This is a genomic window from Streptomyces sp. NPDC002734 (genome assembly GCF_040295685.1).
Lineage (GTDB): Bacteria > Actinomycetota > Actinomycetes > Streptomycetales > Streptomycetaceae > Streptomyces.
In genome coordinates, this window is the sequence record NZ_JBEOVU010000036.1 from 44,262 (window position 1) to 63,918 (window position 19,657).

A 19,657-nucleotide genomic window follows, 5' to 3' on the forward strand; every position below is an offset into this window, starting at 1 on the left:
GCCGACGGGACCGGTACCGGAAGATCCGAAGGTGTGACCTGGATACGCCTTGTCGCCCTGACAGGTGGCGACGCCGGACGCGTGTCGGGGCGGCCCGTTGACCGGACCGCCCCTTCAGGTGAACGGATTCGCCCGCTTGCCGGACGCTTCCGATCGAGTGACGCGCTTCGCTGACACCACGTCACGGGCCCCTGTCCCGGGACGCGGTGTCCGCCGCACGGGGCCTACTTCACGGCGCCCGCCATCACCCCGGAGACGAACTGCCGCTGGAAGGCGAAGAACACCGCCAGCGGGATCGCCATGGAGAGGAACGCGCCCGGCGCGAGCACGTCGATGTTGCTGCCGAACTGCCTCACCTGGGTCTGCAGCGCCACCGTGATCGGCTGGCTGCCGGAGTCGGCGAAGACGAGCGCGACCAGCATGTCGTTCCACACCCACAGGAACTGGAAGATGCCCAGGCTCGCCACCGCCGGGCCGCCCAGCGGCAGCACCACCCGGGTGAACAGGCGCAGTTCCCCCGCGCCGTCCAGCCGGGCCGCCTCGAGCAGCTCGCGCGGGATCTCCGCGAAGAAGTTCCGCAGCAGGAACACCGCGAACGGCAGGCCGAACCCGGTGTGGAACAGCACCACACCCGCGATCGACCCGAACAGGCCCAGGTCGCCGAAGAGTTCGGCGATCGGCAGCAGCGCCACCTGGACCGGCACCACGATCAGGCCGACCACGCCCAGGAACCACCAGTCGCGCCCGGGGAACTCCATCCAGGCGAAGGCGTAGCCGGCGAGCGCGCCGATCACCACGACCAGCAGGGTGGCCGGCACGGTGATCAGCAGGGTGTTGAACAGCGAACCGGTGATGTCGTCGTTGCCGAGCAGGTTCGTGTACGACTCGAGGGTCATCCGCGAGGGCTCGGTCAGGACGGTCCACCAGCCGCTGTCCGCCATGTCCCGCGGCGAGCGCAGCGAGGAGAGCAGCAGACCCACGGTGGGCATCAGCCAGAACAGGCCGACCACCACCAGGAAGAGCTGGACCAGCGTCCCGCCCAGCCCGGAGACCGCCCGCGAGGCGAGCGAGGCCTTGCGCGGCGGAGGGCTCCCGGCCGAGGACGCGGCCGGCGCCGTCGGCGTCGAGGTCGAGGTCATCGCTGTCGGCCCTCCTGCCTGATCCGCCGGACGTTGAACCACATCACCGGGACGACGAGCAGCAGCAGGAAGACCGAGATGGCGCTGGCGACGCCCGGCTGGTCCTCGGCGAAGCCCTTCCGGTAGAGCTCCAGCGCCAGCACGTTGGCGTCGTCCTGCGAGGAGCCCGGCGGGATGATGTAGACCAGGTCGAAGATCTTCAGCACGTTGATCATCAGGGTGACCAGCACCACGCCCAGCACCGGGGCCAGCAGCGGCACGGTGATCCGGCGGAACACCTGCCACTCGGTGGCCCCGTCCACCCGGGCCGCCTCCATCAGCTCCCGCGGCACCCCGGCGAGGCCCGCGGCGATCAGCACCATCGCGAACCCGGCCCACATCCACACGTACGACCCGATCACCGCCGGGGTGACCAGCGACGGACCGAGCCAGTCGATCCCGTTGTACGGCTCGCGGAAGTTGTCGGCCGGCAGCCGCAGCAGCGCCCCGTCGGCCTCGGCGGACAGGCTGAAGGAGCCGTCCGAGGCCGCCGTCGCCCGGTCCACCACCTTGCCGTCCTTGACCGCCTCGATCCGCATGCCCGGATAACCGACCTCGGTGGCGTCGGGCTCGTTGAGCGTGCCGACGCCCTTGCCGCGGGTGAAGTCCTGCCAGGTCACCCCGGTGATCCGGTCCTGCCCGGCCTTCGCCGGGCGGGCCGGGGAGGCGTCGTCGGGCATCACGTCGGGGGCGACGCCCACCAGCGGCAGGGACACCGGCGTGCCGACGCGCACCGGGTCGGTGGTGACGAACGCGCCGCCGCCGGCCGGCTTCAGCGGCGACTCGCGCCCCGGGTGCGCCTTGGGGAAGGCGGAGGACTCCGCGAAGGTGTCGTGCACCCCCACCCACACCGCGTTGGCGACGCCCTTGTCCGGGTCCTGGTCGTAGACGAGGCGGAAGATGATGCCCGCGGCCAGCATGGAGATCGCCATCGGCATGAAGACGACCAGCTTGAACGCCGTGCCCCAGCGCACCCGTTCGGTGAGCACGGCGAAGATCAGGCCGAGTGCGGTGGCGACGGCCGGGGCCACCACCACCCAGATCAGGTTGTTGGTCAGCGCCCGCAGGATGCCGTCGTCGGTGAAGAGCTCGACGTAGTTGTCGAAGCCGGCGAAGTTCTCGCCGGTGCGGTCGAAGAGGCTGCGCAGCAGCGAGTACCCGATCGGGTACACCACCAGCGCGCCCAGCAGCACCAGGGCGGGCAGCAGGAACAGGAACGGGAGCGCGGACGCCCGTCTCCGGGACGCCCGGCCGCGGGGGGACGGCGGGGCGGGGGGCGCCCCGGCGGGCTCAGCCGCCGGGGACCCCTCCTTGGTCACGGCCGGATCCATCGGGCCTCAGTCCCCGTAGGCCTTGGCCGCGGCGGCCTCCAGCTTCTTCTGGGCGCCCTCGACGTCCTTCGGGTTCTTCAGGAAGTCCTGGAGGATCTTCCACTCGCCCTTGCCGGGCGTGCCGCCGAAGGCCTGCGGGGCCTGGTCGGACATGTCGAACCGGAAGTCGTCACCGGCCTGGATCAGCGCCTCGGCCATCTTGCGCTGCACCTCGTTCGGGTAGGCGGACGAGTCCACCGCCTTGTTCGGCGAGAGGTAGCCGCCCAGCTTCGCCTGGATGCCGGCGGCGTCCGGGGAGGCCAGGAAGGTGGCCAGCGCCTGCGAGGCCTTGGAGTCCTCGAGGATCACCGCGGCGTCGCCGCCGGAGACCACCGGAGCGCTGTCGCCGACCGCCGGGAAGGGGAACACCTTGGCGTCGGTGCCGACCTTCGCGTCCGTCTCACCGATGTTGACCTGCACGAAGTCGCCCTCGTAGACCATGGCGGCCTTCGGCTGGTCGCCCTTGGTGAAGGTCTGGGTCACCGAGGCGGGGAACTCCGTCTGCAGCGCGCCGTCGGCGCCGCCCGCGACGTAGTCCGCCTTGCCCCACACCTGGGCCAGGGTGGTCAGGGCCTCCTTGACCGACGGGTCGGTCCACTTGATCTCGTGCTTGGCCAGCTGGTCGTACTTCTCCGGGCCGGCCTGCGAGAGGTAGACGTTCTCGAACCAGTCGGTCAGCGTCCAGCCGTCGGCGCCGCCCACCGAGAACGGGGTCACGCCGGAGTCGTAGACGGCCTGCGCGGTGGCCATCAGCTCGTCCCAGCTCTTGGGCTCCTTCGCGCCCGCGTTCTCGAAGACCTGGGTGTTGTACCAGATCAGGGACTTGTTGGCGGCCTTGTAGTAGACCCCGTACGGCTTGCCCTCGTGGGAGCCGAGGTCCTGCCAGCCCTGGCTGTAGTTCTTCCCGAGCTGCGCCTTGGCCTCCTCGCCGAGCGGCTTGGCCCAGCCCTTCTCCACGGCCTGGTGGATGGCGCCGACCTGCGGCAGCATCGCCACGTCCGGCGGGGCCCCGCCGGCGATCTTGGAGCCGAGGAAGTTGATGATCGGGTCCTGGGCGGGCACGAACTTCACCGTCGCGCCGGTCCGCTTCTCGAACTCCGCGAGGACCTTCTTGAAGTTCTCCTGCTCCGTGCCGGTCCAGACAGCGGCGACCTCGAGGGTCTCCCCGTCGAGCTTTGGCAGGTCGACGGTCTCCTTCGCCGCTCCGCTGCCGCCGGCCTTGTCCTTCTTCCCGTCGTCGCCGTCACCGCCGCCGCAGGCCGCGAGGGCGAGGGCGAGGGAGGTGGCCACCAGGGCGGTGGGTATCCGAGAGGTTGTCAGCGCCTTGCGTACGCGCATCGTTGCCCCGTTCTTCGTTCGTCGCTGAACGTGTCGGTGGACGTTGCGACTTGCGCCTTCCCAGGGGAAGTGCGGGTTACGCGCGTGCGCTGACGCGGCGTCGGCGGCACGGGCGTGTCGCCCCTGATTGTTGCCCCGCCGTTACTTTTCACCCCCGGGGCGGCCCGTACCGCCGGGGTCACCGCGGCGGCTTGCGGATCCACGCTCCCCGCCCCCCTGCGGGCAATCGTGCCGCTGGGGCGGCACGGGTGGGCGCAGGGGCCCACGTCCTCGGGGGACGGTTCGCTCCACGCGACGTAAGCCCCTCCGGGAAGGGGGCGGGTCGGGGGATGAACAGTGCTGTCCACCAGGCCTGGGCTTGGGCGGCACGGCGGACATGGCCCGGGCGCCCGTGGGAGGTGGCTAGCGGGCGGCGGCGGAGGGGATCGTGGAGGTGGGGTGCTGGGCGGCGGCGCGGGTGAGGGCGCTGGTGAGGAGGGCGAGGTCGGTGGGGCCGTTGCCGAGCTCGCGGACTGGGCGGCGGGTGGGGGGATCGCCCATGCGGGACCAGTCCAGGGGCTGCACGGTGGGCCGCAGCGTCCCCGTGCGGGGGATACGGCCCGTCACCCGCCCGCCCTGGAAGGGCGTGACCGACCCGCCGGGGGCGAGGAGGCGTCCGCGCCCCGTCGGCGCGCCGTCGTCGAGCAGGACCCGCAGGGAGGACAGCCGCCCGGCCTCCGAGCCCTCCGCCGAGACCGCCGCCGCGACCAGGTGGACGCCCAGCCGCCCGCCGTCCCGCGCCACGGCCTCCAGCGCCCGCACCACCGAGCCCGCGGACGGGCGGCCCGGCGCCCCGAGCGCGGGGTGCAGCAGCGCGTCGAGGTCGTCCACCACGACCACCAGCCGCGGCATCGTCACCGGATCGGCCGGCCCCGCCGCCGCGGACCCCCGCTGCGGCACGACCCGCGCCGGCATCCGGCCCGCGTGCCAGGAGGCGAAGTCCATCAGCCCCAGCGCCTCGCCGCGCCGCTTCAGTTCGGCGCTCAGCGACTGCGCGAACTCCCGCATGACCAAGGGGTCGTTGGCGATCAGCCGTCCCGTGACGTGCGGGATCTCGGCGCACGGCTCCAGCCCCTGGGCGCGCGGCGACGCGGAACCGTCCACCAGCAGCACCGCCAGCCGCTCGGGCCGTTCCGCGGACGCCAGCGAGGCGACCACGGCCCGCAGCAGCTCCGTGCGCCCGCTGCCGACGGCACCCTCGACCAGCAGGTGCGGCCCCTCGGCCGCGAGGTCCACGGCGACCGGCCCGTGCGGACCCGCGCCCAGGACGGCGACCGCGCGGCCGCCGGGGGAGTCCGGGTCGTCCGCGGCGTCGGCCCAGCGGGCCAGGAGCGAGGACGGGGTGGCGCGGGCGAGGCCCAGTTCGTCGAGCAGCCGCGCCGCGTCGGGCAGCGGCTGCGAGGGCCCGGGCTGCGGCCCTCGGGCGCCCGCAGCCCTCGGCGACGGGGACGGCGGCGCGTCGGCCCGCAGCGGGGCCAGCGCCCGGGCGAACCGCTCGGCCCACGCCGGCGACACCGCGTCGACCGCGCCCACCGTGCCGTGGCCCACCGGAGCGGTCCGCGGCAGCACCGGCCCGGCCGTGGCGGCGGAGCCGGGGCCCGAACGCGGCGACGGGACACCGGCCACCGGCACCACCCGCAGCAGCCGCAGCGCCGTGGCGACGTCGCCGCTGAGCAGTGCCACCGCCCCGCAGGCGCGGAAGGCGGGGACCAGGGAGCACGCCGTCTCGTAGGTCTCGGTGAGCGGGGAGGCGGGGGAGGCCGGTGCGGTCTCGGCCAGGCACAGCACGTGCACGCCGGCCCGCGGACCGTTCAGCGTCAGGCGGGACACCGCGTCCCGCACGTCCGCGCCGCCGGGGTCGCCGTCGACCACCAGCACCGTGGAACGCAGCCCGCCGGGACGCGCGGCGGCCGGGCCGCCGGGTCCGTTCGGGGCGGGTGACGGCGCGGCCGCGGAGTCGGCGACCCGGCGCAGCAGTTCCTCGGTCCGGGCGGCGGCCTGGTCGCGGTCGTGCGCCAGCAGCAGGCGGCAGTCCTGGCCCTGGGTGGGGCGCACGTGGGGGAGCAGGCCGAGCCAGGCCCACTCCGCGGTCCGCTCCTCCAGGGGGCGCGAGCGGTCCGCGCTGATCAGCACGATCTCCAGGGTGTCCGGGGAGTGCAGCGCGGCGAGCTGCGCCAGCACCGCGCGGGCCAGCCCGGCCAGCCGGGGGCGGGGCCCCGCGAGCCCCAGCGACCCGGCCTCGCGCAGGGCGGCGGTCACCGGCACGGCGGGCAGCAGGCCCTCGCCGTCGGGGGACGGCCGGTCGGCGGTGCCGAGGCGGACGGTCAGCGCCTCGGGGTGGTCGTGGTCGCGCTCCCACAGGCGCGGGCCGGGGCCCAGCGCGGTGAGCAGCAGCTCGGCCGGGTCCGGCCAGGTGTCGGGGCGGCGGGGGACGGTGGCCCAGCCGTCGGTGTGCGCGGTCCGTTCGGAGGAGGCGGCGTCGGCGCGCTCGCCCCCGCTCCGGCCGGCGGTCAGCCGCCGGGCCCACGCCGTTATGCCCCGCCGCCGGGCGGGCTCCCCGGCCTCACCGGGGGCCGTGGCCGCACCGGGTGCCGCGGGGGCGCCGGGCTCGTGCGCGAGGTCCTGGTCACGGAACACGGGGGACGAGGCCGAGGCGGCCGGGTGGACGCCGGGCGCCCCTCCGTACGCGACTCCGGTGGGACCGTCGGCCGCGGGCGCGTCGCCCCGGCCGCCGGTGGCCGCGGCCGCCCCGGGCCGCCCGGAGTGTCCGCCGCCGGTGGCCGCGGCCGCCCCGGGCCGCCCGGGGTGTCCGGAGTGTCCGGAGTGAGCCCCGGGGAACGCGTCGGGGCTGCCCGGCAGACCGGCGGCCTCCCCGGCCGGGCCGCCGCCGGTGCCCCGGGCGGCCGCGCCGCCCCGGGTCTCCCGGGCGTCCCAGCCCTCCTGCCGGTACCGGTCCTCCTGCCGGACCCAGCCTCCTTGCCGTTCCCACGCCCCCCTCGGCTCGTGCGCCTCCTGCGCGCCGGTGGCGCCAACGGCACCACCGGCCCCGCCGGTCGCCCAGGCCCCGTCGCCCACCTCGGCCACTCCGTCCGCCCCGGCGACGCCGGTCGCACCGGGGCCCGCCGTGGCGTCCGGCCCGCCCGAGCCGGCCCCGCCGGGCCCCACGGACAGCCGGAGGCACCCCTCGCCGTCCGGTGTCACCGGCGAGGGCGGCACGGAGGCGGGCAGGGCGAGCCGCAGCGTGGACTCCCCGACCCGCAGCAGCGCGCCCGGCGCCAGCGGCACCGGTCCGCGGTCCAGCAACCGGCCGTCGAGCCGCGTGCCGTTGGTGGAGTCCAGGTCGGCCACGGTCACCGAACCGTCCGGGGCGACGGTGACCGCGCAGTGCGTGCGGGAGACGTCCGGGTCGTCGAGGGGGATCTCCGCGTCGACGGAGCGGCCGACGGTGACCTGGCCCCCGTGCAGCAGATGGACGCCGCCCGCGTCGGGGCCGGCGACCACGTGCAGCTCGGCGACCGCGGCCGGTCCGATGCCGTCCTCCGCGCCGAGGTGGCCGTCGGGGTCGGCGGGCGCGCCCAGCGACAGCACCGCGCCGTCCACCAGAGGGGGCTCGCCCAGTACCCGGCGCACCGGGTCCAGCCGCTCGGCCCCGGCGTACAGGGCGGTCCCGCCCCCGTCCCCGCCGGGAACCGCCGTGGCCAGGTCCGCCGCCACGGCCGCCAGCGTGGTGCCGGCGGGGGCGGTGACCAGCACGTCGCGGCTCGCGGCGGTGGGGTTCAGCGGGTCTACGACGGTCAGCCGGATCTGCATCGCCGTCAGCGATCCCTTCCGCTCGGGCGCCCGTGGCAGTGGTCGACGCCCCGGGTCCCCCACCGCGCCGTCCCCAACCGCCCGCAGAGCACGTCGGCCTGTAGCTGTAGCAGGGTGCATCCTCGCACCCGGGACGCGGCCCGCGCCCGCGGGCCACCCTCAAGTGATCTTGATTGGTCACCTCTGTCCTGGAAAGTGGCCCATTCAACACCTGTTCATGACTGATTACGCTCGCTCCCGGAAACCAAGCGACCGGGATGCACGTCTTTCCGTGCGGGGAGCCCCACCGCGCCCCGCCCGGCGGGAGCCACCCGGTACCGCCTCACCGGCCGTGTCCGGACCGAGACGGATCCGGGCACGCCGACGACCGCCGCCACCGGGCCCCACGGCCTTACAGTGGGCAGGACCGGTCGTCGAAGCGCCGGTGCGAGTGATCACGACCAGCAGGGAGCGCATGACGTGCGGCCGGTAGGCAGCAAGTACCTGCTCGAGGAGCCGATCGGACGCGGCGCCACGGGCACCGTCTGGCGAGCCCGCCAGCGTGAGACCGCGGGGGCCGAGGCCGCCGTCGCCGGGCAGCCCGGCGAGACCGTCGCCATCAAGGTCCTCAAGGAGGAGCTGGCGAACGACCCGGACGTGGTGATGCGCTTCCTCCGGGAGCGCTCCGTCCTGCTCCGGCTCACCCACGACAACATCGTCCGGGTGCGCGACCTGGTCGTCGAGGGCGACCTGCTCGCCCTGGTGATGGACCTGATCGAGGGCCCCGACCTGCACCGCTACCTGCGGGAGAACGGCCCCTTCAGCCCGGTCGCCGCCTCCCTGCTCACGGCGCAGATCGCCGACGCGCTGGCCGCCAGCCACGCGGACGGCGTGGTGCACCGCGACCTCAAGCCCGCCAACGTCCTGCTGCGCCAGACCGGCGGCGAGCTGCACCCGATGCTGACCGACTTCGGCATCGCCCGCCTCGCCGACTCCCCGGGCCTGACCCGCACCAGCGAGTTCGTCGGCACGCCGTCGTACGTGGCCCCGGAGTCCGCCGAGGGCCGCCCGCAGACCTCCGCGGTCGACATCTACGGCGCCGGCATCCTGCTCTACGAGCTGGTCACCGGCCGCCCGCCGTTCGGCGGCGGCAGCGCGCTCGAGGTGCTTCAGCAGCACCTCAACGCCGAGCCGCGCCGTCCCTCCACGCTGCCCGAGCCGCTGTGGACGGTCATCGAGCGCTGCCTGCGCAAGAACCCCGACGAGCGCCCCGGCGCGGTCGGCCTGGCCCGCGCGCTGCGCGTGGTCGCCGACGGCGTGGGCCTTCGGGCGAGCTCGGCGCAGATCGTGGCCGCCGACAACGTCGGGGCCCTGCTCGCGCCCGACCCGGCCCCCGCGCCGGTGCCCGGCACGCCCCAGCCCGCCGGGGCCTCCGAGCCCACCCAGGTCCTCCCGCACGGGCAGGGCCAGGGCTTCGGCCAGGGCGGCGCGTACGACCCGAACGCCGCCACCACCGTGATGCAGCACCCGCCGGGCGGGTCCGGCGGCGACGCCGACCCGACGCAGATGATGCCGCCGCAGGGCGCCGGCGCGGGCCCCGAGCAGCCGCACCCCTGGCAGACCCAGCTCAGCGCGGCCCGCGAGCGCAACGAGCAGACGCAGGTCCAGCAGTACGTCCACCCCGACGACGACTCGGGGGACCCGTTGCGCCGCCGCCGGCCGCAGCGGCAGGTCGCCCCGCGTCCGCAGCAGCCGCCGCGCTCCCAGCAGCAGCAGTACGGCTACCCGCCGCAGCACCAGCAGCCGGTGCAGCGTCCGGCGCCGCGACCGGTCCAGCGGCCCGCGCAGCGGCCGGTCCAGCCCCAGCCGCAGCGCTACGCGGCCCCGCCGCAGCAGCCGCCGGCCGCCCCGCGCGAGCGGCGCCGCAGCGCCAACCCGGTGCGCATCCCCGGTCTGGGCTGCCTCAAGGGCTGCCTGATCATGATCGTGGTCTTCTTCGTGGCGGGCTGGCTGGTCTGGGAACTGTCGCCGCTGCAGGAGTGGATCGGCACCGGCAAGGGCTGGTGGGACCAGCTGACCACCTGGATGGGCGACATCTCCGACTGGTTCACCAGCATCGGGGACACCGCCAAGGACGTGCAGAACGGCGTCGACGACGTCCAGAAGGGCGTCGGGGACGCCCAGGACGCCCTGCCGTAGCGGGTGAATTCACCGGCTGCCGTGAGGGAGGACCCCGTGGGCGCGTAGGTTTGCACCAACACGCTTTCACAGGAGCTCTCTTGGCACGGAAGATCGGCAGCCGGTACACCGCCCACCAGATCCTCGGACGGGGCAGCGCCGGCACGGTGTGGCTCGGCGAGGGGCCCGAGGGGCCCGTGGCGATCAAGCTCCTGCGCGAGGACCTGTCCTCGGACGAGGAGCTGGTCGGCCGCTTCGTCGGCGAGCGGACCGCGCTGCTCGGCCTCGAGCACCCGCGGATCGTCTCGGTGCGTGACCTGGTCGTCGACGGCAGCAACCTCGCCCTGGTCATGGACCTGGTGCGCGGCACCGACCTGCGCACCCGCCTGGAGCGGGAGCGCCGGCTCGCCCCGGAGGCGGCGGTGGCCGTCGTCGCCGACGTCGCCGACGCGCTGGCCGCGGCGCACGCCGCCGGGGTGGTGCACCGGGACGTCAAGCCGGAGAACGTCCTGCTCGACATGGACGGCCCGCTCGGCCCCGGCAACTCCCACCCGGCGCTGCTGACCGACTTCGGGGTCGCCAAGCTCATCGACGTGCCGCGGCGCAGCCGGGCCACCAAGATCATCGGCACTCCGGACTACCTGGCCCCCGAGATCGTCGAAGGGCTTCCGCCGCGCGCCTCGGTCGACATCTACGCCCTGGCCACCGTGCTCTACGAGCTGCTGGCCGGGTTCACGCCGTTCGGCGGGGGGCACCCCGGGGCGGTGCTGCGGCGGCACGTGACCGAGACGGTGGTGCCGCTGCCGGGGATCCCCGAGGAGCTGTGGCGGCTGATCGTGCAGTGCCTGTCCAAGGCCCCGGCCTCGCGGCTGCGGGCCGCCGAGCTGGCGGAGCGGCTGCGGGAGGTACTGCCGCTGCTGGCCGGGATGCCCGCGCTGGACGTCGAGGACGTCGACCCGGAGGAGGAGCCGGAGGCTCCGTTCCCCGACGCTCCGGCCGATGCGGACCGCCTCGCGCCCCAGGCCGTCTCCCGGCGCGGGGCCGTGCCGCTGGTGCGGGGGTCGCGGCCGGACTCCAACCGGGACACCCACACCTCGATGCGGGTGCCGGAGCCGGACGAGCTGGCCGGCGGCGCGCTGGGGACGGCGCGGGCCCCCAGGGCCGCCGGAGCCCCGCGGCCGGGCTCGGCCCGCAACCGGCCCGCCGCCTCGCGGCGGCGTACGGTCACCGCGGCCGGACTGGCGGTCGCGGCCGCGGCGGCGGCCACGGCCTGGTGGCTCGCCGCCCCTTCCGGGGACGCTCCCGCCCCGCCCGCCCCCGGCGCCTCCTCAGCGGCTCCCTGACGGCCGCCGGGGTGACGACGGCCAGGACGCCCGCCGGGCGCGGGCCGTCCCGCGCCCAGGGGTGTGGCCCTGGCCGCCGGACGGAGCCGTTACGCTGGAGGGCGTGGCAGTCGTCGATGTATCCGAAGAGCTGAAGTCCCTCTCCTCGACCATGGAGTCGATCGAGGCCGTCCTGGACCTCGACAAGCTGAGGGCAGACATCGCCGTGCTCGAGGAGCAGGCGGCCGCGCCCTCCCTCTGGGACAACCCGGACGAGGCGCAGAAGATCACCAGCAAGCTGTCGCACCTCCAGGCCGAGGTCCGCAAGGCCGAGGCGCTGCGCGGCCGGATCGACGACCTCGGCGTCCTCTTCGAGATGGCCGAGGAGGAGGACGACCCGGACACCAAGGCGGAGGCCGAGACCGAGCTGGTCGCGGTGCGGAAGGCGCTCGACGAGCTGGAGGTCCGCACCCTCCTCTCCGGCGAGTACGACTCCCGTGAGGCGCTGGTCAACATCCGTGCCGAGGCCGGCGGCGTCGACGCCGCGGACTTCGCCGAGCAGCTCCAGCGCATGTACCTGCGCTGGGCCGAGCGTCACGGCTACAAGACGGAGGTCTACGAGACCTCCTACGCGGAGGAGGCCGGCATCAAGTCGACCACCTTCGCCGTCCAGGTCCCGTACGCCTACGGCACCCTCTCCGTCGAGCAGGGCACCCACCGTCTGGTGCGCATCTCCCCGTTCGACAACCAGGGCCGCCGCCAGACCTCCTTCGCGGGTGTCGAGGTGCTGCCGGTCGTCGAGCAGACGGACCACATCGAGATCGACGAGTCCGAGCTCCGCGTGGACGTCTACCGCTCCTCCGGCCCCGGCGGCCAGGGCGTCAACACGACCGACTCCGCGGTCCGCCTGACCCACATCCCGACCGGCATCGTCGTCTCCTGTCAGAACGAGCGGTCGCAGATCCAGAACAAGGCGACGGCGATGAACGTCCTCCAGGCCAAGCTGCTCGAGCGGCGCCGCCAGGAGGAGCAGGCCAAGATGAACGCCCTGAAGGGCGACGGCGGCAATAGCTGGGGCAACCAGATGCGGTCCTACGTCCTGCACCCGTACCAGATGGTCAAGGACCTCCGGACGGAGTTCGAGGTCGGCAACCCGCAGGGTGTTCTGGACGGCGAGATCGACGGATTCATCGAGGCGGGCATCCGCTGGCGCAAGCAGCAGGAGAAGTAGCCGCCGGTCACACCCCACTTTTCAGCCAACTGCCGCCTTTAGGGCGGCAGTTGTCGTTTTGTGTATGTGACGTGAAGCAACTTGACGATGCTTTGGTTTGTCGGAAGGGTTAGATCGGCATGCGTGTGACCGGGGGCGCATGTGAACCGGGGGGCCGGCGAAGGCGCCCCCGTCGATCACCGCCCCCGGGACGCGGCCTACCTGACGACAGCTACTGGGGGTAGCAAGCACATGACGAAGAGAACACGGGTCCGCCTCGCGCGGATCACCGCCGGTGTGGTGATAGCGGCCGGCGCGTCGCTCACCGCGGCGGGTGCGGCGTCGGCGTTCGAGACCGGCGGCAACGACGGCGGGGTCACCGCGCAGGAGACCGACGGCGGCACGTCCGAAGGCGGCGACAACGGCGGTGGCGGTGAGGACGGCGGCGCCACGATCGACGGTGTCATCGCGGGTGGCGACGGCGGCCTGATCGCCGGCGGCGACGGCGGCGGCGATGTCGGCGGCGGTGACGTCGGTGGCGGTGACGTCGGCGGTGGCGACGTGGGCGGCGGTGACGTCGGTGGCGGCGATGTCGGCGGTGGCGACGTGGGCGGCGGTGACGTCGGTGGCGGTGACGTCGGCGGTGGCGACGTGGGCGGCGGTGACGTCGGCGGTGGCGATGTCGGCGGCGGTGACGGCGGCAACGGCAACGGTGGCGGCAACGGCGGCAACGGTGGCAACGGCGGCGGCGGGAACAACAGCGGTGGCGGCAACGGCGGCCCCGACGGCCCCGGCCCCAACACCGGCGGCGAGGAGCCCCAGGGCGGCGACGGCAACCTCGTCGACACCGGCTCCGACTCCACCACCCCGCAGGGCGGCGGCGACGAGCTCGCCGAGACCGGTGCCGCGGAGACCTCGTTCCTGCTGATCGGCGCCGCGACGATGATCGCCGGCGGCATCGGCTTCCGGGTCCTCCCGCGCCTGATGGAGGGCCGCGGCGGCGCCGCCGCCTGAGCGGACCGTCAGGCCTGACAGGCCGGTGAAGAACGAAGGGCGGGGCGGTACGGCATCAGCCGTACCGCCCCGCCCCTTGTCGTCCGCTCCAGGGAACCGTCCCGGCTCCCGCGCACGCCGGGCGTGCGGGGCCCCGAAGGCCCTCTCAGCGCGCCAGCAGGGCCGCCGCCGTGGCCAGCACCACCAGGAGGACCAGCAGCGCCCCCGGCGTCAATCCGCCGAACGGCTGTTGCTGCTGCATCCGCTCGCGGTTGGCGCGGCAGACGGGGCAGCGCCCCTCGGCGACCGGCGCCGCGCAGTTGGCGCACACCAATCGGTCATAGGTCATGCGCTCGCCCTCCTCGCACCGCTTCCGCCTTGCCCAACGTTCACGGGAACGATGCTGTTCCCTCTTCCACTGTGCCAGGTCCGGGGCGAGAGGGTGCTGTCAGTACCCCCGCATCCCTTCCACAAACCTTCCCCACCCCGCCCGGACCCGGGGGAGGTACCCCCACCAAAGCGACGACAAAAGGGGCAAGGCGCGCGCAACCAGGTCCGGCGACTGCGGCCGGTACCCGCATTCGCGTATGGTCACGCACATCTACCCCCGGCGACTCGTGGTGTTTCCGTGATCCGATTCGACAACGTCACCAAGGTCTACCCCAAGCAGAACCGCCCCGCCCTGAGGGACATCACCCTCGAGGTCGAGCGCGGCGAGTTCGTGTTCCTGGTGGGCTCCTCCGGCTCCGGAAAGTCCACCTTCCTGAGGCTGGTCCTCCGCGAGGAGCGGGCCACCCAGGGACAGGTCCACGTGCTGGGCAAGGACCTCGCACGGCTCTCCAACTGGAAGGTGCCCCAGATGCGCCGCCAGCTGGGGAACGTGTTCCAGGACTTCCGTCTCCTGCCGAACAAGACGGTCGGCGAGAACGTCGCCTTCGCGCAGGAGGTGATCGGCAAGTCCCGCGGCGAGATCCGCAAGTCCGTCCCCCAGGTGCTCGACCTGGTCGGTCTGGGCGGCAAGGAGGAGCGCATGCCGGGCGAGCTGTCCGGCGGTGAGCAGCAGCGTGTGGCGATCGCCAGGGCCTTCGTCAACCGGCCCAAGCTGCTCATCTGCGACGAGCCCACCGGCAACCTGGACCCGCAGACCTCCGTCGGCATCATGAAGCTGCTCGACCGGATCAACCGGACGGGCACCACCGTGGTCATGGCGACGCACGACCAGAACATCGTGGACCAGATGCGCAAGCGCGTCATCGAGCTGGAGAAGGGCCGCCTCGTGCGCGACCAGGCACGCGGCGTCTACGGATACCAGCACTGATCCCCGTCCACGGAAAGGCCTGACAACAGCCATGCGGCTTCAGTTCGTCATGTCGGAGATCCGTGTGGGTCTCCGCCGCAACCTCACGATGACCTTCGCGGTCGTCGTGTCCGTCGCCCTCTCGCTCACCCTGCTCGGCGGGGCCATCCTGCTGCGCGACCAGGTGAGCGCCATGAAGGGCTACTGGTACGACAAGGTCAACGTCTCGATCTTCCTCTGCAACAAGAGCGACGCCGAGTCGGACCCGAACTGCGCCAAGGGCGCCGTCACCGCCGACCAGAAGAAGCAGATCGTCGCCGACCTCGACGAGATGAAGATCGTCGACGGGGTGGTGCACGAGTCGCAGGACGACGCGTACAAGCACTACAAGGAGCAGTTCGGCGACTCCCCGCTGGCCGCCACCCTCACGCCGGACCAGATGCAGGAGTCCTACCGGATCAAGCTGACGGACCCGGAGAAGTACGAGGTCATCGCCACGGCCTTCGACGGCCGTGAGGGCGTCCAGTCGGTGCAGGACCAGAAGGGCATCCTGGACAACCTCTTCACCATGCTCGGCATGCTCTCCACGGCCGCGCTGGCGCTGATGGCGGTCATGCTGATCGTGGCGATGCTGCTGATCGTCAACACGGTGCGCGTCTCGGCGTTCAGCCGCCGCCGGGAGACCGGGATCATGCGCCTGGTCGGCGCCTCCGGCTTCTACATCCAGGCGCCGTTCATCATGGAGGCCGCGGTTGCCGGCCTCATCGGCGGCGCGCTCGCCTGCGTCTTCCTGGTGCTCGGCCGGTTCTTCACCATCGACAGCGGCATGGCGCTCTCCGAGCGGCTCACGCTGATCAACTTCGTCGGCTGGGACGCCCTCCTGACGAAGCTTCCGCTGATCCTCGCCATCAGCTTCCTGATGCCCGCGCTGGCCGCCTTCTTCGCTCTGCGCAAGTACCTGAAGGTGTGACGCATCCCAAGAGGGCCGCAGGAGCAACCGCCCCTGCGGCCCTCTCGCGTTGTCCTAGACTCCCCCTCATGTCAGGCCCCGACCCGTTCTGTCAGACCCGCACCACCCGCCCCATTCGTCGCGGGGCGGCCCTGACGTCGCTGGCCCTCGCGGGCGTCCTGGTGACGTCCGCGGCCGGCGGGGCCTTCTCCGACGGGCAGGGCGAGGCGCAGGCCGCCACCCGGATCGGGGACCTCGGGTCCCCGCAGGGCGACGCCGCCGCGGCGGCCCGGGAGGCCGCCGCCGAGGCGCTGGTCGACGGCAAGTCCCCCGAGGAGGCCGCGGAGCGCGCCGTCAGCCGCAGCGGGGACCGCTGGGGCGCCGTGTACACGCCCAGGGAGTACCAGGAGTTCGAGGAGGCGCTGGACGGCCGCTACACCGGCATCGGCGTCTGGGCGGCCCGGGAGCGGGACGGCGGCGTCACGCTCACCCGGGTCCGCGACGGGTCGCCCGCCGACCGGGCCGGGCTGCGCGCCGGGGACCGGGTCCTGGCGGTCGACGGCAGGCCCACGGCGGAGGCGCCGGTCACCGAGGTGCTGGCGTGGCTGCGCGGCGCCACGCCCGGCGAGGAGCCGCAGGACGCCGGCAGCACGCTGCGGGTGGGTCTCGAGCGCGACGGGCGGCGGTGGACGGAGACGCTGCGCCGGGCCCGCCTGTCCACCGACCCGGTCACCGTGCGGCGGACCGCCGGCGGGGCGACGCTGATCAAGGTGAGCGCCTTCACCAAGGGCGCCGGCGACAAGGTCCGCGCGGCCGCGGCGGGGTCCCCCGGCGGCATACTGCTCGACCTGCGCGGCAACTCCGGCGGCCTGGTCACCGAGGCCGTGGACGCCGCCTCCGCCTTCCTCGACGGGGGCCTGGTCGCCACCTACGACCTGCGGGGCGAGCAGCGGGCGCTGCACGCCGAGCGGGGCGGCAGCACCTCGCGTCCGCTGGTGGTGCTGGTCGACTCCGGGACCATGAGCGCCGCCGAGATGGTCACCGGGGCCCTTCAGGACCGGGGGCGCGCGGTGGTCGTCGGCTCCCGCACCTTCGGCAAGGGCGCCGTGCAGATGCCCACCGAGCTGCCCGGCGGCTCGGTGGCCGAGCTGACCGTCGGCCACTACCGCACGCCCTCGGGCCGCGGGGTGGACGGCGAGGGCATCGTGCCCGACCTGGCGGCCGGGCAGAACGCCGAGCAGCGGGCCGAGAAGGTATTGGGTGGCCTCGGGGGCCCCTCCTAGTGCCAAAATGGGCGGCACTATGGCCAAGGAAAAAGGGCGCAAGCTCATCGCGCAGAACAAGAAGGCGCGGCACGACTATCTCGTCATCGACACCTACGAGGCCGGCCTGGTCCTGACCGGGACGGAGGTGAAGTCGCTGCGCCAGGGGCGGGCGTCCCTGGTCGACGGCTTCGTCCAGCTCGACGGCGGCGAGGCGTGGCTGCACAACGTGCACGTGCCCGAGTACAGCCAGGGCACCTGGACCAACCACTCGGCGCGCCGCAAGCGCAAGCTGCTGCTGCACCGGGAGGAGATCGACAAGCTCTCCGCGAAGTCGCAGGAGACCGGTCACACGATCGTGCCGCTCGCCCTCTACTTCAAGGACGGCCGGGCGAAGGTCGAGATCGCGCTGGCCAAGGGCAAGAAGGAGTACGACAAGCGCCAGACGCTGCGGGAGAAGCAGGACCGCCGCGAGACGGAGCGGGCGATCTCGGCGGTGCGCCGCAAGCAGCGGGCGTGACCTGGATCTCCTCGCGGCACGGCCTCGGCGCCGCCCCGCGGGGAACAAGGTGGCGTCCGGCGGCGTTGCTCAGTACGATGGCACTTGCCTCCCCACGCGGGGGGCGAGGATTGACAACACCACATGGGGATGATCGGTTTCGACAGCGGCTGTCGAAGCAGGGGAAGCGTGTCGAGGAAGCGGCCATGATCTCGTAAACCACAGGCCGAAAAAATAATCGCCAATTCCAAGCGCGATATCTCCCAGAGCCAGCTCGCTCTCGCCGCCTGATCTTCAGGTAGCGTGAAGCAGCTCTCTACTTAGGGGAGTGTCAGCCCGGGGGTGTTCCCGACCCGGATCCTGGCATCAGCTAGGGGACTAAACCTTGATCCCGGTCACGGGGTGAAGAGGGAAACCAAACAGTGACTGAGCCCGTCGGAGACTTGTCCGCGTGATCTCCGGGGCTGAGAAAAGCGAAGCGGACTGCACACGGAGAAGCCCTGATTCTGCACCGTTGGACGCGGGTTCGATTCCCGCCATCTCCACCACCCCATGAGCGAGGCCCTCGACCGGACACGGTCGGGGGCTTTCGTGCGTTCCGGCCCGGACCGGATCAGGCAAGTCGATCACGGGCCGCCGGTCTGTCCGCCAAAATGGCGCTGTTCATGCCCATGGCAGCTCGGAAGGGGGACCCGTGAGTGACGGAGCGGTGCACGGCCCGGGAAATGAAGAGGTGCACGGCGCGAGGGGCGGGGAATCGTGGGGCGGTCATCTGCCCGCGACGCTGGTCCGGGAGATGGACCGGGAGATGCGGCGCTGGCGGGTCGCGACGGTCAACTACGGCGTGACCTACTACCTCAGCCGCATCCTGCTGATCCTCGCGAGCGCGGTCGTGGCGGCGGATCAGAACCTCGGTGGCGGACACGGAAGCTGGCTGATCGGGTGGGTACCCGCACTTGCCCTGATGGTGGCGGTCATGACGGCGGTGGACACCTGGCTCAAGCCCCAGCAGAAGTGGCGGGGCTTCATGGAGTCCCGGGACGCCCTAGCCGACCTGATGATCCAGGCCGGGGACGGCATGCCGGCCGATCAGGTGCGCGCGAAGTTCCTCAAGCTGCGCCAGCAGCACCGGGAGCGGAACATCTTCTGAGCCGTCTCCCGGTGCCGGGGTCACGACCGTCGGCTCACTCGGCCACGGTCGCGGTCGTCAAAGCCTTCAGCCGGTCCACCGCGCGGCGCTCGGCAGCCTCGACGTCCAGCCGTCCCGACCGGTCACCGCCGCGTGCCACCACCGCGGCACGCACGAGTGCCATGTAGAACAGGGCGGGTCCGCAGGGCGTCCAGGCTTCCGGGTCCTTCTGCAGGATGAAGTCGAGAACGCTGTCCGGGTCGGCCGGCACGAAGTCGAACCGGTCGTGCTCCCACTTGTCCTCGATGCCACGGCTGCGGCGGGCGACGAGGGTGTCGGCGGTCAGCTCGGGCAGTACGGCCCGGTAGAACGCCGCCCACTGGTGATTGCGCAGGTCGAGCGCGAAGGCGAGCAACTCGAGCTCGACCTTGTCCTCGTCCTGGACGGCAAGCTCTTCCCGCAGCGCACGCCGGGCGACCGAGTGAAGACTGATGGGGGAGCCGTCCTCGGGGACGTCGTGGATCGCTGCGAGCCCTTCGTTGACCGACGAGTTCCATCTGACCTTGTTGTGGCCCTGGACGGTGGTGCTTCGCCGCGCGAACACCATCCGTCGGTCAGCGGTCTCCACCGCGACGTTGACGCCGAAGCTGCAGGACAGGAACGCGGGCGCGGTCACCGGATCGGCGGAGTCCAGGTACTGGGAGCGCAGGGTCGCCGGATCGCCCTCACGGAGGGGGCGGTCGAGGTTGACGGAGGTGGCCAGGAAGTCGTAGTAGTCGGCATCGCAGAGACTCATCCTGACCAGGGGCTCCTCGGTCTCGTTGGTCCGGGAGACGATGATGCTCTCCACGGCGAACCGAGGGTTGTTCCAGGCGTAGGGTTCTCCGGCGGCCTCCCGGCGTTCCATGTCGGCCTTGATGTCCTGGCGCCACTGCTGTACTTCCACAGGCAGGTCCACGCGTCGCAGATCGGGTTCGTAGATGATCTGCACGTTCTCTTCGTCGATCGGCCGTGTTCCGTCACCCTCGAAGATGTGGCAGTCGGTCACCAGGTGGGCGACGACGAATCGGTCACGCTGCGCCATGCTTCTCCCTTGGTCGGTTT

Annotated in this window: 15 protein-coding genes and 1 other RNA gene; 10 read left to right on the forward strand and 6 right to left on the reverse strand. The window is 72.9% G+C overall.

The genetic code is table 11. From position 1 onward, the window contains the following. Window positions 1-224: 224 nt before the first annotated feature. The 4 genes from ABT026_RS26680 to ABT026_RS26695 form a co-directional block, all read right to left on the reverse strand. A complete protein-coding gene (locus ABT026_RS26680; RefSeq protein ID WP_351117691.1) occupies window positions 225-1,139 on the reverse strand; it encodes a carbohydrate ABC transporter permease in 915 nt (304 codons plus the stop codon). Then, window positions 1,136-2,497, reverse strand: a complete 1,362-nt coding sequence (locus tag ABT026_RS26685) for a carbohydrate ABC transporter permease (protein ID WP_502968059.1) — start codon at window positions 2,495-2,497, stop codon at window positions 1,136-1,138. The genes ABT026_RS26680 and ABT026_RS26685 overlap by 4 nt, the downstream gene beginning before the upstream one ends. Before the next feature lie 18 nt (window positions 2,498-2,515). Then, window positions 2,516-3,886, reverse strand: a complete 1,371-nt coding sequence (locus tag ABT026_RS26690; protein ID WP_351117692.1) for an ABC transporter substrate-binding protein — start codon at window positions 3,884-3,886, stop codon at window positions 2,516-2,518. A gap of 402 nt (window positions 3,887-4,288) precedes the next feature. After that, complete coding sequence (locus tag ABT026_RS26695) at window positions 4,289-7,735, reverse strand: FHA domain-containing protein (protein ID WP_351117693.1); 3,447 nt, start codon at window positions 7,733-7,735, stop codon at window positions 4,289-4,291. A 459-nt stretch (window positions 7,736-8,194) separates the two neighbouring features. Between ABT026_RS26695 and ABT026_RS26700 the strand changes: the two genes are divergently transcribed. The 4 genes from ABT026_RS26700 to ABT026_RS26715 all read left to right on the forward strand — a co-directional run bounded on the left by ABT026_RS26700 (window position 8,195) and on the right by ABT026_RS26715 (window position 13,438). Then, window positions 8,195-9,913 carry a serine/threonine-protein kinase gene (locus ABT026_RS26700; protein WP_351117694.1) on the forward strand — a complete coding sequence of 573 codons (1,719 nt, stop codon included), beginning with the start codon at window positions 8,195-8,197 and terminating at the stop codon, window positions 9,911-9,913. An 80-nt stretch (window positions 9,914-9,993) separates the two neighbouring features. Then, window positions 9,994-11,235: a serine/threonine-protein kinase gene (locus tag ABT026_RS26705; protein WP_351117695.1), complete on the forward strand. Its 1,242-nt coding sequence runs from the start codon at window positions 9,994-9,996 to the stop codon at window positions 11,233-11,235. Between the two features lie 103 nt (window positions 11,236-11,338). Beyond that, window positions 11,339-12,445, forward strand: a complete 1,107-nt coding sequence (gene prfB / locus ABT026_RS26710) for a peptide chain release factor 2 (RefSeq protein WP_351117696.1) — start codon at window positions 11,339-11,341, stop codon at window positions 12,443-12,445. A gap of 231 nt (window positions 12,446-12,676) precedes the next feature. After that, a complete protein-coding gene (locus ABT026_RS26715; RefSeq protein ID WP_351117697.1) occupies window positions 12,677-13,438 on the forward strand; it encodes a hypothetical protein in 762 nt (253 codons plus the stop codon). A gap of 145 nt (window positions 13,439-13,583) precedes the next feature. On the opposite strand, the gene ABT026_RS26720 is transcribed toward ABT026_RS26715, so the two are convergent. Continuing rightward, the gene (locus ABT026_RS26720) at window positions 13,584-13,766 is read right to left on the reverse strand and encodes a hypothetical protein (protein WP_351117698.1); all 183 of its coding nucleotides are present in this window, start codon (window positions 13,764-13,766) and stop codon (window positions 13,584-13,586) included. Window positions 13,767-14,045: 279 nt separating this feature from the next. Between ABT026_RS26720 and ftsE the strand changes: the two genes are divergently transcribed. From ftsE to ABT026_RS26750, 6 genes are all read left to right on the forward strand, one after another. After that, window positions 14,046-14,735 carry a cell division ATP-binding protein FtsE gene (gene ftsE, locus ABT026_RS26725; protein WP_351117699.1) on the forward strand — a complete coding sequence of 230 codons (690 nt, stop codon included), beginning with the start codon at window positions 14,046-14,048 and terminating at the stop codon, window positions 14,733-14,735. A gap of 31 nt (window positions 14,736-14,766) precedes the next feature. Beyond that, window positions 14,767-15,684, forward strand: coding sequence for a permease-like cell division protein FtsX (gene ftsX, locus ABT026_RS26730; RefSeq protein ID WP_351117700.1), 918 nt, complete (start codon window positions 14,767-14,769; stop codon window positions 15,682-15,684). Window positions 15,685-15,752: 68 nt separating this feature from the next. Next, on the forward strand, window positions 15,753-16,946 hold the full coding sequence (locus ABT026_RS26735) for a S41 family peptidase (protein WP_351117701.1): 1,194 nt from the start codon (window positions 15,753-15,755) through the stop codon (window positions 16,944-16,946). A 19-nt stretch (window positions 16,947-16,965) separates the two neighbouring features. After that, on the forward strand, window positions 16,966-17,445 hold the full coding sequence (gene smpB, locus ABT026_RS26740; RefSeq protein WP_351117725.1) for an SsrA-binding protein SmpB: 480 nt from the start codon (window positions 16,966-16,968) through the stop codon (window positions 17,443-17,445). Between the two features lie 125 nt (window positions 17,446-17,570). Then, window positions 17,571-17,972, forward strand: a transfer-messenger RNA (tmRNA) gene (ssrA, locus tag ABT026_RS26745). Between the two features lie 146 nt (window positions 17,973-18,118). Then, window positions 18,119-18,574 carry a hypothetical protein gene (locus ABT026_RS26750; RefSeq protein ID WP_351117703.1) on the forward strand — a complete coding sequence of 152 codons (456 nt, stop codon included), beginning with the start codon at window positions 18,119-18,121 and terminating at the stop codon, window positions 18,572-18,574. A 34-nt stretch (window positions 18,575-18,608) separates the two neighbouring features. Here ABT026_RS26750 and ABT026_RS26755 read toward each other — a convergent pair whose 3' ends face one another. Continuing rightward, window positions 18,609-19,637 (reverse strand): translation initiation factor 2, encoded by a 1,029-nt coding sequence (locus ABT026_RS26755; RefSeq protein WP_351117705.1) that lies wholly within the window; start codon window positions 19,635-19,637, stop codon window positions 18,609-18,611. Window positions 19,638-19,657: the final 20 nt, after the last annotated feature.

Excerpts from the sequence above, each read along its gene's own strand:
- ABT026_RS26735 (WP_351117701.1), top strand. The coding sequence starts at position 15,753 with ATGTCAGGCCCCGACCCGTTCTGTCAGACCCGCACCACCCGCCCCATT.
- ftsX (WP_351117700.1), top strand. The coding sequence starts at position 14,767 with ATGCGGCTTCAGTTCGTCATGTCGGAGATCCGTGTGGGTCTCCGCCGC.
- ABT026_RS26680 (WP_351117691.1), bottom strand. The coding sequence starts at position 1,139 with ATGACCTCGACCTCGACGCCGACGGCGCCGGCCGCGTCCTCGGCCGGG.
- smpB (WP_351117725.1), top strand. The coding sequence starts at position 16,966 with ATGGCCAAGGAAAAAGGGCGCAAGCTCATCGCGCAGAACAAGAAGGCG.
- ABT026_RS26690 (WP_351117692.1), bottom strand. The coding sequence starts at position 3,886 with ATGCGCGTACGCAAGGCGCTGACAACCTCTCGGATACCCACCGCCCTG.
- ABT026_RS26720 (WP_351117698.1), bottom strand. The coding sequence starts at position 13,766 with ATGACCTATGACCGATTGGTGTGCGCCAACTGCGCGGCGCCGGTCGCC.
- ABT026_RS26715 (WP_351117697.1), top strand. The coding sequence starts at position 12,677 with ATGACGAAGAGAACACGGGTCCGCCTCGCGCGGATCACCGCCGGTGTG.
- ABT026_RS26755 (WP_351117705.1), bottom strand. The coding sequence starts at position 19,637 with ATGGCGCAGCGTGACCGATTCGTCGTCGCCCACCTGGTGACCGACTGC.
- ABT026_RS26695 (WP_351117693.1), bottom strand. The coding sequence starts at position 7,735 with ATGCAGATCCGGCTGACCGTCGTAGACCCGCTGAACCCCACCGCCGCG.